Origin of the sequence: Chitinophaga sp. (assembly GCF_036569125.1) — a bacterium.
In the GTDB taxonomy this organism is placed as follows: domain Bacteria; phylum Bacteroidota; class Bacteroidia; order Chitinophagales; family Chitinophagaceae; genus Chitinophaga.
In genome coordinates this window covers 1-12,352 of the sequence record NZ_DATCRF010000848.1, presented here as the reverse complement: position 1 = coordinate 12,352, position 12,352 = coordinate 1, and the positions used below count along the sequence as shown (strand labels likewise).

Annotated in this window: 10 protein-coding genes; 7 read left to right on the top strand and 3 right to left on the bottom strand. The window is 48.2% G+C overall.

Annotated elements, in window-relative coordinates:
* Positions 1–553 (top strand): LytTR family DNA-binding domain-containing protein (locus VIM87_RS31360; RefSeq protein WP_332000809.1); only part of this gene is annotated, 553 nt, incomplete at its 5' end.
* Between the two features lie 40 nt (positions 554–593).
* Here VIM87_RS31360 and VIM87_RS31355 read toward each other — a convergent pair.
* From VIM87_RS31355 to VIM87_RS31345, 3 genes are read right to left on the bottom strand one after another with little or no spacing between them, the layout of a single operon-like run.
* Complete coding sequence (locus VIM87_RS31355) at positions 594–1,604, bottom strand: HipA domain-containing protein (protein ID WP_332000808.1); 1,011 nt, start codon at positions 1,602–1,604, stop codon at positions 594–596.
* Positions 1,585–1,920 (bottom strand): HipA N-terminal domain-containing protein, encoded by a 336-nt coding sequence (locus VIM87_RS31350; RefSeq protein ID WP_332000807.1) that lies wholly within the window; start codon positions 1,918–1,920, stop codon positions 1,585–1,587. The genes VIM87_RS31355 and VIM87_RS31350 overlap by 20 nt, the downstream gene beginning before the upstream one ends.
* On the bottom strand, positions 1,917–2,147 hold the full coding sequence (locus VIM87_RS31345) for a helix-turn-helix transcriptional regulator (RefSeq protein ID WP_332000806.1): 231 nt from the start codon (positions 2,145–2,147) through the stop codon (positions 1,917–1,919). The genes VIM87_RS31350 and VIM87_RS31345 overlap by 4 nt, the downstream gene beginning before the upstream one ends.
* 298 nt (positions 2,148–2,445) lie before the next feature.
* On the opposite strand from VIM87_RS31345, the gene VIM87_RS31340 reads away from it, so the two are divergent.
* The 6 genes from VIM87_RS31340 to VIM87_RS31315 all read left to right on the top strand — a co-directional run.
* Complete coding sequence (locus tag VIM87_RS31340) at positions 2,446–3,021, top strand: RNA polymerase sigma-70 factor (RefSeq protein ID WP_332000805.1); 576 nt, start codon at positions 2,446–2,448, stop codon at positions 3,019–3,021.
* 42 nt (positions 3,022–3,063) lie between these two features.
* On the top strand, positions 3,064–4,212 hold the full coding sequence (locus VIM87_RS31335; protein WP_332000804.1) for a FecR domain-containing protein: 1,149 nt from the start codon (positions 3,064–3,066) through the stop codon (positions 4,210–4,212).
* A gap of 96 nt (positions 4,213–4,308) precedes the next feature.
* On the top strand, positions 4,309–7,638 hold the full coding sequence (locus VIM87_RS31330) for a TonB-dependent receptor (RefSeq protein ID WP_332000803.1): 3,330 nt from the start codon (positions 4,309–4,311) through the stop codon (positions 7,636–7,638).
* A gap of 11 nt (positions 7,639–7,649) precedes the next feature.
* Positions 7,650–9,299: a RagB/SusD family nutrient uptake outer membrane protein gene (locus tag VIM87_RS31325; RefSeq protein ID WP_332000802.1), complete on the top strand. Its 1,650-nt coding sequence runs from the start codon at positions 7,650–7,652 to the stop codon at positions 9,297–9,299.
* Between the two features lie 76 nt (positions 9,300–9,375).
* Positions 9,376–10,533 carry a glycoside hydrolase family 130 protein gene (locus VIM87_RS31320; RefSeq protein ID WP_332000801.1) on the top strand — a complete coding sequence of 386 codons (1,158 nt, stop codon included), beginning with the start codon at positions 9,376–9,378 and terminating at the stop codon, positions 10,531–10,533.
* A 293-nt stretch (positions 10,534–10,826) separates the two neighbouring features.
* The coding region (locus VIM87_RS31315) for a DUF1549 domain-containing protein (RefSeq protein WP_332000800.1) at positions 10,827–12,352 on the top strand (1,526 nt) is incomplete at its 3' end.

Genomic DNA, 12,352 nt, shown 5'->3' with positions numbered 1-12,352 from the left:
TAATATGCCGCACCTTACAGGATTGGAGTTTTTAGAAGCACTGGACAAACCGCCGTTAACAATTATAACAACCGCCTATTCCGAATACGCCATTGAAGGATTCAGGCTTCATGTGGTGGATTATCTGCTGAAGCCCATCGCTTTTCAACGTTTCTTCCAGGCGGTATCCAAGGCGCAAACGCTGTTTCGTTCGCAGCTGATAATGAGAGATGGGCATGAGGGAACAAAATCTGATATGTATATCAGGCAGGGAGATGCGTTCCTGCGGATTGAGTGGGAGGATATTCTTTATGCGGAGGGAATGCAGAATTATGTAAAATTATATTTCAAAGATAAGGTGCTGACCATTCATCAAACCATGGCTTCACTTGAAGAAATATTGCCGAAGGATCATTTTTTCAGGATCCACCGGTCCTATCTTATCAATATATCACATATCCATAAAATTTCAGGAGGAGAGGTTAGCATCAATGGAAGCAACCTGCCTATTGCAAAGCCCAAACGGCAGGATCTGTTGAATGCCGTAGTGTACAAGAACCTGATAAGTAAGTAAAATTTATTTATCCGTTACACCGCATTTATTGACCTTGTTATCACTGGCTTAATAACTGCCGGCGCTGTGTAAGGATCTGAATGTATCTTTCTTTTGCCTCAGCACTCAGGAAGCTGCGTTCTGCCAATTCAATAGCCTGTGGCGCCCTGCTGACAATATCCTTTATTACCTGACTGGCCACCTTTTCAGGAATGGCTGCTTTTTGTGCAAATACCAGAAAAGAGGTGCCTGTGTACATGCCCATTTTATAGTAGGTTTCCTCCTCATAGTCCCCATCATAGAGGCCATCATGAAGGGCTAGGTGGTGATCATCAAGATGCAGCCTTGTGCAGATCAGGTCATAGGCCGGGGACAAAACAAAGTCTCCCTGATTGGTTTCGATCAGGGAGAAGTTTTTTAAATGAGCATCGCCATTTGCAATAAAATAATTATATACCAGCAGACGAAAGAACTCCATCACTACCACAGGGGCTGCTGCTGCGTACTCTCTTATGAGTGTTACTATATCCAGGTAGGAAGCATTGTATTTAAAGTTCTCTCTTTCCCGCTCCGGGGATTTTCCCATTAGCGTAGCAAAATCCTCTAACTGGTATTTTCCTGATCCGTCAGGTTTGTGGTCAAAACGTTTGGTCAGGTAAGCAGGGGAGCCGTTATCAAAGAAGATCATGCCACATTCTGCAATTCTGATACCGTATACTTGCCTGGCGATCTGCATACTGACATGCTCATTTGCAGGCAGGTCATTCACCCACTCTAAACGTTCAGCAGGAACGGGTTTTAAGATATGTGTGCCGTGGGTATCTGTAAGCAGCAGGGAATTTTTTTCCTGTCGCAGGCTGTATTTTTCCTGTACCCCGCTAATGCTAATGTGTTTGCGCTTCTCATTATATTCCCTTGTCAGTGCAGAATTTTTACCAGGCGGACCGAATGGCAGAACATGAGATACTTTCCTGTTACGGCTACCGAACAGGTTTGCCTGGGCCGCAGGGCTATATGTGTTAAAACCCGGGCGCAGTGTTGATGGACATACATTAATCTCTGGCAGGGGCATTTTCTTCTTTTATAGTTAATGGGCCAATTCTATCTCCGCCAGCCGTTGCCAGCAAAAGCCCGAAGTAATCATTTTCGTCTATTTTCAATAACCGGGTCTGTATGGCCTTGTTAGCGCCTTCACTCAGCAGGTTCACAAAGGCAGGGAATAGAATCTCACTTTCATAGGGGGCTGTGCGCATCGGTAACGTTAAACTAACCGGACCGCCGTCCGCTAAGGACAGGTAATCTTTATCATATTCGAAGCGGTAAACGCCTCTGTCTTTAGAAAGGCGTCCCGCTAACCGGCCATTGTAATATACCTGGGCGCTTCTCATTGGTCAGCCGGTTTTTGTGGTTCTTTTAAGATCAGTTCCAGGCGTAGCCCCAATGGGTCGGCAAGCTGGAATAAAGTTTCCAGTGACGGATTTCCTCTGCCGTTTTCTACTTGCTGGATGGTCCTGGAGCTTACACCGGATAAGAATGCCAGCTCCGGTTGTTTTATTCCAAGCAACCGCCGCCGTTCCCGAAGTTTTTCCCCTATTTCAATAGCTTCTTTCCGCATTATACTTCGCTTTTTGTACCTAAAATTACATAAAAATTCATCAAATACACTTAAAAGCGCATTATAGTTCGCTTTTTGCTAATTGGCAGATCCTTTTCCGGTTTTTATTGTGGAAAGCGCAGTTTACTGCGCTTAATGCCACTCATTTTTGAAAAGCTTTGTAATGTTTTTACACAAATTATTGCGCATAGTGGATGGTGAATCCGACTACTCCAGCCGGTGTCCCTTCCCCCCGCCCGTATTTTTATGGGTAAAAATTTTTTCTATTTTTAGCCCCGGGGTCAAAGCTTGCACAATATTGTCTGATAGTTTCCTACATACAGAGAAAGATCTTTTCCAACAGATCGCTAACGGCGATCATGATGCCTTTACCCGCCTGGTGGATAGGTATTGGAATAACCTGTATGGGCAGGCGATGGCTTACCTGAAAGACTCCCATAAGGCCCAGGATGTGGTACAGGAAGTATTTCTGACCATCTGGAAGAACCGCAGCTCCCTCTCAGACATAGAACGGCCGGAACATTATTTATATACAATGGCCAGGAACAGGATCCTGAGTGAATTTAGAAAAAAGCTGCTGATCCCCATCCCCGACAGTATGGAGCAGCTGCAAACGGCATCCGGCGCCCCGGCCGATGAGCAGCTGACCGCCAAACAGCTGCAGGAGCTGGTGCAAACGGTTGTTGACCAAATGCCGCCACAGCGCCGGGCAGTTTTTGAGCTGAGCCGGCAGGAGGGCTTAAAGTATGAGGAGATTGCGGCACGGCTGGGAATTTCCCGGGAAACAGTGAAAGGCCATATGGTAAAGGCCCTGGCGCAGGTGCGCACCTTTATACGGCATGCCCTGCGGCTGCTGTTCCAGATTTTTTTTTAAACAGACCAACCCTCTTTTCACACTTGCGCGTCTTTATACTATATGCACACCGACGAATTCAAGGAGCTATTGGAAAAATACCTGGATGACAGGATCACGCCGGACGAACACCGGCGGCTGACAGCTGCGCTGGAAGACCCGGCGTGTGTGCAGCTGCTGAACGATACGATCTACGATGAGCTGGTAGCGCGGGCCTATGAAGGCACGCCGGATGAAGGCATCAGGCAATTGATCCAACAGCGGCTTAACCAGGAAACGGCGCCTGCTTATACCCTCCGGCCCCGGAGATGGTACCAATGGGCGGCAGCTGCCGCAATACTTGCGCTGGTGGCCGGCGCCTATTTATGGCTGCAGCAGCCGGCCAAACCTCCGGTGGCGCAACCGCTTATCACCAATGTGATGCCCGGCAGTAACAAGGCCATCCTGACCTTGGCTGATGGTTCCAAAATAACTTTGGACAGCACCGGCAGCCAGGTGATCCGGCAGGGCGCAACAGCTATCCGTCAACAGGGAGGCCAGCTAAAGTATGATGCGCAGAGCACCGCAGCCGCTGTGCAGTATAATATATTGAGCACTCCAAGAGGCGGCCAGTTCCGCATCACACTCCCGGATGGTACGCAGGTGTGGTTAAACGCGGCATCCACGCTGCGTTATCCCACCGCTTTTACGGGTCCGGAAAGGCTTGTGGAGATTGCCGGGGAAGCTTATTTTGAAGTAGCAGCCAATGCAGCACAGCCATTCAGGGTAAAGGCCAGGGAAGCTGAGGTGGAAGTGCTGGGAACAAGCTTTAATGTGAATGCCTATGCCGATGAACCAACTATACAAACTACTTTGCTCAACGGCTCCGTTAAGCTCTCTGCCAACAACAACCACGTATTGCTTAAGCCTGGACAGCAGGCAATTTTAGGGGGTAACAAAGAGTTCAACATTAACCAGGTAGATCCTAACGATGCCATTGCCTGGAAGAACGGCTATTTCCTCTTTAAAAATGAGGGCATCGAAAGCGTTATGAGAACTATTGCACGCTGGTATGATGTAGATGTCAGCTATCAGGGCGATGTGCTGAAGCAGCGCCTGGGGGGAACAGTATCCCGTTATGAAAAACTGGAGGATCTGTTAAAGACAATTGAATTAACCAAAAGCTTAAAATTTAAAATTGATGGAAGGAGGGTAACCATTATGCCAAATTAACTCGCCAATCAGTAATTAAACCTAACATTTTATTTGTGAATTTCTAATGCATAGCTGTGCAGGAGGGGATCCTGTGCGCTTTAAATATTCCTGGTTATGAAACTTACGATCATTCTATTGCTTGCAACAGTTTTGCAGGCAAGAGCGGCAACGTACGCTCAATCCATTAATCTGAACGTTAAAAACGCATCCCTCGAAGAAATATTTACCCAGATAAGACAGCAAACCGGCTATAACTTTTTATACAATCCCAGTGCGCTGGAAGATACAAAGAAAGTTTCAATAACTACCACCAATGCATCATTAAAAGCAGTGCTGGATCAGTGCTTCAAAGACCAGCCTGTAGTATATGTGATCACGCAGAATAATGTGGTCATCAGCCGCAGAGCTTCGGAACGGGAAGCACCGGCTGTTCCCGCCATCACAATAACCGGTCAGGTGAACGACAATAAAGGCCAGCCGGTTCCCGGTGCATCCGTAACCGTTAAAGGCGCCACCACCGGCGCCATTACAGATGCGAATGGCAGGTATAGTATTTCGGTGCCCGATAGATCTGCTATCCTGGTATTCCGCTCCCTTGGCTTTACCAGCCAGGAAGTAGCGGTAAATGATCAGACAGTGATCAATGTAACCTTAGCTGAAAAACGCTCGGCTTTGAGTGAGGTGATCGTGGTGGGTTATGGCTCACAAAAGAAAGCGGATGTAACCGGCTCCATTGCATCTATAAATGAAGATGCCATCAAAAGCGTACCGGCAAGTAACCTGGTAAGCGCGCTGCAAAGCCAGGCGCCGGGCATTGATATACAAAAAGCCGGCGGCAACAGCCATCCGGGCGCCACGCCATCTATCTCCATCCGGGGGCAGCGTTCTTTGGGTGCAGCCAACGATGTGCTGTATGTTGTAGATGGGATACCCTACAACGGCAATTACATTAATGACCTTAACCAGGATGATGTAGTGGCGGTGCAAATATTAAAAGATGCATCTGCCACCGCTATTTATGGTTCAAGGGGCGCAAACGGCGTAATACTTATTACAACCAAACGGGGCAAAACAGGCGCGCCTGTGGTCACTTACAGCAGCTATGCCGGCGTGGTAAGCCCACTTGGCCACTATGATGTGATGGATACCCAGGCTTACGAAACCTACAAAAAATGGGGTAACTATAATGCAAACAATCCGAACGTCATCGGCGCGCCTAATCCGTATAATGGAATAGATGATCCTAAGTTCTATACAGATGGTATCACCTTTTTGCCCGCTGAATTAGCCGGTATAAAGAACGGCACAGCCACCGACTGGCAAAAGCTGATCTTTAAGAACGGCTTTAAAACAAACCATCAGCTGGGTGTTTCCGGTGGTACCGAATCAACAAAATATGCGGTTTCCGCTGGTTATTATAATGAAACCGGCGTGTTTCCCGGCCAGTCATTCAGGCGTTATACCGTTAAAGTAAGCATTGACCAGCAGCTGGGCAAGATCTTCAGGATCGGCGTAAGCTCGCTGAATACCGTAAGTAAGATCAATGGGGAAAGCATTAACCCCGTGGCCCAGGCGCTTACCTCCAGCCCGCTTACCGTACCTTATGACGAGAAAGGCAATCTCATTCCATTCCCCGGCGGCGGCTCCTTAACCTATAATCCCCTGGCTAACTTAGTGCGGGGTGCGGTTGTTCAAAACCGGTCCAGGTATAACACCTTTACAACAATCTATGCGGAAGCACAGATCACGCCGCACCTTAAATACCGCTTTAACGGGGGCATAGAAATTACACCGGAAACCTACGGCGAATTTTATGGCAGCGCCACCTATCAGAACCTGAGCGGCCCTTCCACTGCCAAGAACACGAACTATGACTATCACGACTATACGCTGGAAAATCTGCTGGTGTATGAAAACACTTTTGCCAAAGATCACCACGTAACAGCAACCGGTTTGTTTAGCTTCCAGGATGATTATAAAGCCTCTACCAGCTTTAGCTATAACAATATCCTGGCAGATTATATTCAATATTTTAATCCGGCTTTGGGCGCCAATCTCAATGGCTCGGGCAGTTACTCCAAGTTTAACATCGTATCATTCATGGGGCGCATTAACTACGACTACATGAGCAAATACCTGTTAACCCTCACCATGAGATCTGACGGCTCCTCTACGCTGGCGCCGGGGAATAAGTATCATCTATTCCCGTCCGCAGCCGTAGGCTGGAATATCACCCAGGAAGATTTCATGAAGAACATCCGGGCGATCTCCGGCCTGAAATTGCGCGCCGGCTACGGCTCGGTAGGAAATGCTGCAGTAAGCCCCTATCAAACGCTGGGCGGGCTGGCATCCATCAATTACAATTACGGCTCAACGAACGTCACCGGCACTTATCCCAATAATGTTCCCAATCCAAAACTGGGCTGGGAGTATACTGCAACGTTGAACTTTGGCCTGGACTTCAGCTTGTTCAACGACCGCATCAGCGGTTCTGTTGATGCTTATCAGCAGCGCACCAGCAATCTTATACTTCCGCAAAACCTGCCTATTACAACCGGTTATACCTCACAGTTCCTTGCCAATGTGGGTAAAACAGAAAATAAAGGCCTGGAGATCAATATCGCCTCAACCAATATCAGGGCGGTTGACCGCAAAGATTTTGGCTGGACCACCAATTTCAACATCACCTTTAACCGCAATAAGATCACTGCGCTGCAAAATGGCGTAACGCAGGACATTGGCAATAACCGCTTTGTTGGAGCGCCTATTAATGCGCTGTATAACTATGTAAGATTAGGCATCTGGCAAAATACCCCGGCCGATTCTGCCCTGGCACGTAAGCTGGGCCTGACGATGGTAGGATCCGGTTCGGTGATCGGTACCATAAAAGTAGCCGACCTGAATGGCGATGGGGTGATCAACTCAAACGACCGCACCATTGTAGGCTCACGTCAGCCAAAGTTTTATGGTGGTTTTACCAACCGCTTTAGCTATCGTGGGCTTGACCTTACCCTGGTGGCTACTTACCGCGTAGGAGGTACGCAGATCGCTTACTGGCTGCAACCCGGCAGCAATGTAAATGCGTTGAACGGGAAAATGAATAACCTGGATATCAATTACTGGACGCCCTTTAATCATGAGAACACTTACCCTAAGCCTAACTTTAACGTAGGCTCGCCCACCTATGGCGATCTGCTGGGTTATTATGATGCCTCTTATCTTAAAATAAGAACTATCAACCTGGGCTATACGCTGCCGCCTCATATCATCAGCAAAATGCACTTACAGTCCCTGCGGGTTTATAGCAGCTTCAATGATGCCATCATCTTATTCTCTCCATTGCATAACCGGTTCCATGGTATTGATCCCGAATCGGCAGGCACCCTGGGTGTAGATACGCCACCCACTAAATCCATACTGTTTGGTTTAAATGTTACATTTTAATTTCTACTACCATGAGATTCAGCATATATAAATCTATTCCACTGGCAGCGATCACTTTTTTAAGTTTAAGCTGTAACAAGCAATTAATAGAAGAGCCGCATTCAGGGCTTACCCCACAGTATTTTAATACAGCGCAGGGCTTTCAATCAGGGCTGGATGCGGCGTATGCCGGTAACCGGAATATCTGGGGAACCGAAAACTTTATGACCATGACCGTGCCCGGTACCGATGAGTTCAAATCCGGCGGGGGCGGTAACAATGATTTTAATATTTATTCAAGCAGCTTTGATGCCAGCAGCGGCTGGGTATCCGGCATCTGGAATGCCTGCTACACCTACATAAATGATTGTAACGGTATCATTGACAATGGGCCCACCGTTACCGGCCTGGATGATGCCACCGTTAAGCAAAAAGTTGCGGAAGCTAAATTCCTGCGTGCAAATTATTATTTCCTGCTGGTCCGTTTCTGGGGGCCTGTTACGCTGAACACCCATTTTATTACAGCACCCAGCACCAGCGCCACCAGGGCGCCTATTGGCGATGTTTACAGCTTCATTATCCAGGACTTGAAAGATGCCATTGCTGCATTACCACCCAGTCCTGTGCAAAACGGCGTATTGCCGGGCAAGGCTACTGCTGCAGCCGCATCGCACCTGCTGGCAAAAGTATACCTGACCCGGGCCTACTCTTCAGCCAAACAACCGGATGATTTTCAGAATGCCTATAACACTGCAAAAGGCCTGATCGATAATAGCGCCGGCTTAGGCCTTGGGCTGCTGCCGGATTTTGCATCGGTGTATACGGAAGGTAATGAGGCAAGCAAAGAGGTGCTGTGGAGCGTACAGCATACTTCCAACCTTACCTATAACAACAATAGCAACGAATTAAATTTTCACTATGTAATGGGGTATGAGAACTTCCCGGGCCTGGTTCGCTCTATGGCCTATGGCCGTCCGTTTGCGCGGGTTGAGCTAACCCGCTGGATGAGCGACACCTGTTTTGCCGATAAAACAAACGACACCCGGTATTACAAAACATTTCAATCAGTATGGTTATCTAACTCCGCCGATAAAATTCCTAAGGTAAATGGCGTTCCCAAATATGCATTGGGCGATACGGCTATTTATATGCCCGGGGTGGATGTTAGTGATGACCAGATCTCGTCCATACGCTACCTGCTTGTGCCGCCGCGGAAGTATACCCTGCAGTTATATCCAACCATGCTCAAATACCAGGATACTAAAAGGGCCAGCATTAATGATCCGTCGGTAAGGCCGGTGATCGCTTACCGTCTGGCCGAAACCTATCTGCTGGCAGCAGAAGCAGCTTTTAATATGAGCGATAATGCCAGTGCCGCTAAATATATTAATGTGGTACGCGAGCGGGCAGCATATCCAACCGGGAATGCCGCCAACATGGCTGTTACACCGGCTGATATTACGCTGGACTATATCCTGGATGAGCGGGCACGCGAGTTAGCCGGCGAACAAACCCGCTGGCTGGACCTGGTAAGAACGAATAAGCTGATAGAACGTGTGAAATTACACAACCCCGATGCAGGCGTGAATATTAAAGACAAGCACATTTTAAGACCCATTCCACAAAGCCAGATAGACAGGACCATTACCGGCGACAAGTATCCGCAAAATCCCGGTTATTGATCAGAATATACGCGGATCATTTTACAGATCCGCGTATATTGGTTGCATTTAGTTCAAAATACATTAAGACTCTATTATGAATAAAGCATTCTTCAGCGGCGTTCTCCTGCTGTTATCTTTTCTCACTCAAATAACTTTCGCACAGTCTGCCAGCTCCCTGCCTGATTGGGCTTTGGGCGGTTTTTTAAGACCGGCGGGAGAGAATCCCATCATCTTGCCGGACACTACTGCCTCATTCATGGATCCAATGAGCAGGTCAAAAATTAAATGGGAGATCAACGATACCTTTAACCCCGGGGCAGCGGTTAAAGATGGTAAAATAGTGGTCATTTACCGCTCTGAAGATAACAGCGGGATAAAGATCGGTACCCGTACCTCGCGCCTTGGCTATGCCGAAAGCCGGGATGGCCTGCATTTTAAACGCAAAAAGGAACCTGTTCTTTTTCCGGCAGATGATGATCAGAAAGCATTTGAATGGCCCGGTGGCTGCGAAGATCCGCGGATAGCCGTGTCGGAAGATGGTACTTATGTAATGCTGTATACACAATGGAACCGTAAGGTGCCGCGCCTGGCAGCAGCCACCTCAAAAGACCTGGTGCATTGGACAAAGCACGGGCCTCTTTTTCAGGACGCATATAATGGAAAGTTTTTCAACATCGCCACTAAATCAGCATCCATCCTTACCCGGGTTAAGGGCGATAAGCAGGTTATTGCCAAAGTGAACGGTCAGTATTTCATGTATTGGGGCGAACGGCATGTGTATGCCGCCACCTCTACCAACCTCACTGACTGGCGTCCTTTAGTGGATGATAAAGGTGAATTGCTGATCCTGGCCTCTCCGCGAAAAGGCTATTTCGACAGTGATATGACCGAATGCGGCCCTCCTGCTTTGCTGACAGATAAAGGCATCATCCTGTTATACAATGGCCGGAACGATGCTGCCAAAGGCGATAAACGTTTTGCCGCAGGAACATACAGTGCCGGTCAGATGCTGTTCGACAAAACCGAACCAACCAAATTAATTGCACGGCTGGATGTGCCATTTTTCAGGCCCCGCGAAGCTTTCGAAAAACGCGGTCAGTATTCAAGCGGAACGGTGTTTATTGAGGGCATGGCCTGGTTTAAACATAAATGGTACCTCTATTACGGCTGCGCCGATTCCAGGGTAGGAGTAGCCGTTTATGATCCGCAGCACCCCGCAGCTCCGGACCCTGTTGAGGACACTGCACGGTAGATCATCTTATCACGATTAAGATTCCATCCCTGTAACTGTAACCCCAAAATACTTACCCCAACCGGCGTACTGCTAACTTCTTCATAAGCCGTTTTTTACAGTGCAATAGTAGTTGTTCTCATTATGTGTGTATGTATATACATAATGAGAATAAACTATTATTATGGGATAAAATACTATCAAAGTCATGCCTGATTATAGCCGATCTTTACTATAACAACAGGATCACGTATAATAATCAATTGCCGGATCATTCGCCTGTACCAAGACTGTTTCAATTAATTGCCGAAATTATGTTCCACCGTTATGTCAGACTCGTCATCTGTTCTCTTGCATTTTTGTATGCATGCAATAATAGCGATGCACCCGAAAACCAGCCTGGAAAATTACCGGAACTTGTAGACTACAATTTTGATATACGGCCCATTTTATCAGATAAATGTTTTGCCTGTCATGGTCCTGATGCCAATAAACGCGAAGCCGGCCTTCGGCTCGATATTGCCGACAGCGCTTATAAAGCGCTGCGCGAAACTCCCGGCGCACATGCCTTAGTGCCGGGCGATCCGCTGGCTTCTGTAGTATACCAGCGGATCAGCAGTACAGATTCTTCCATGCGTATGCCGCCTCCATCCACCAACATGGCGCTGAGCAGTTATGAAGTAAAGCTGATCGAGAAGTGGATCAAACAAGGTGCAAAATATAAGCCTCACTGGGCATTTGTAGCACCGCTGAAACCTGCTTTACCCAAAGTAGACAAGGAGAATTGGGCGCGCAACGAAATAGATTATTTTGTACTGGCCCGCATGGAGCAGCATGGGCTGGAACCCAATCCTGCAGCAGATCACGAAAGACTGCTGAAACGCCTTTGCCTGGATCTTACCGGCCTGCCGCCCTCACCTGAAAGAATGGAACGTTTTGCCAAAGATACCAGCGAGGCAGGTTATGAGCGTATGGTAGACGAGCTGCTGGCCGACAGCGCCTATGGCGAGAAAATGGCAGTACACTGGATGGATGTAGCCCGGTATGCAGATTCACACGGCTACCAGGACGACAACTACCGCTCCATGTGGCCCTGGCGTGATTGGGTGATCCATGCATTCAATGAAAACCTTTCCTACAGGGATTTTATAACCTGGCAGCTGGCAGGAGATATGCTCCCCGGCGCCACCCGCGAACAATTGCTGGCCTCCGGCTTTAACCGCAACCATAAGATCACCGAAGAAGGCGGGGTAATTGATGAAGAATACCGCATCGAATATGTGACGGACCGTACCAACACATTCGGCAAAAGCATGCTGGGTATCACCATTGAATGCGCGCACTGCCACGATCACAAGTATGATCCTTTCTCACAAAAAGAATATTATGAGCTCTTTGCTTTCTTTAATAATGTGAAGGAAGTGGGGCTGCAATCAACGGTAGGTGGGCCTGAAACCTATGCCAAAACGCCCTATATGGAGATCACCAAAGAAGATCTCAAAGGCGTGCTCAATTTCATTAACAAGCAGGATACCAATAAGCTGATCGTATCGGTGATGGGCGAGAAGGATACCACGCGGAAAACGTATATCCTTGGCCGTGGTAACTATGATAACCCTACGCTGGAAGTACAGCCCGAAACACCGCATGCCGTGCTGCCCTTTGATGTAAAGCAATACCCGGCTAACCGCCTTGGCCTGGCCGCCTGGTTGTTCGACAAGCGGAACCCGCTCACAGCAAGGGTTTTTGTGAACCAGCAATGGCAGGAAGTATTCGGCAGGGGCATTGTGAAAAGCACCGGCGACTTCGGCATGCAGGGCGATCTGCCCAGCAATCCGCA

Excerpts from the sequence above, each read along its gene's own strand:
- VIM87_RS31325 (WP_332000802.1), top strand. The coding sequence starts at position 7,650 with ATGAGATTCAGCATATATAAATCTATTCCACTGGCAGCGATCACTTTT.
- VIM87_RS31350 (WP_332000807.1), bottom strand. The coding sequence starts at position 1,920 with ATGAGAAGCGCCCAGGTATATTACAATGGCCGGTTAGCGGGACGCCTT.
- VIM87_RS31345 (WP_332000806.1), bottom strand. The coding sequence starts at position 2,147 with ATGCGGAAAGAAGCTATTGAAATAGGGGAAAAACTTCGGGAACGGCGG.
- VIM87_RS31355 (WP_332000808.1), bottom strand. The coding sequence starts at position 1,604 with ATGCCCCTGCCAGAGATTAATGTATGTCCATCAACACTGCGCCCGGGT.
- VIM87_RS31330 (WP_332000803.1), top strand. The coding sequence starts at position 4,309 with ATGAAACTTACGATCATTCTATTGCTTGCAACAGTTTTGCAGGCAAGA.
- VIM87_RS31320 (WP_332000801.1), top strand. The coding sequence starts at position 9,376 with ATGAATAAAGCATTCTTCAGCGGCGTTCTCCTGCTGTTATCTTTTCTC.
- VIM87_RS31335 (WP_332000804.1), top strand. The coding sequence starts at position 3,064 with ATGCACACCGACGAATTCAAGGAGCTATTGGAAAAATACCTGGATGAC.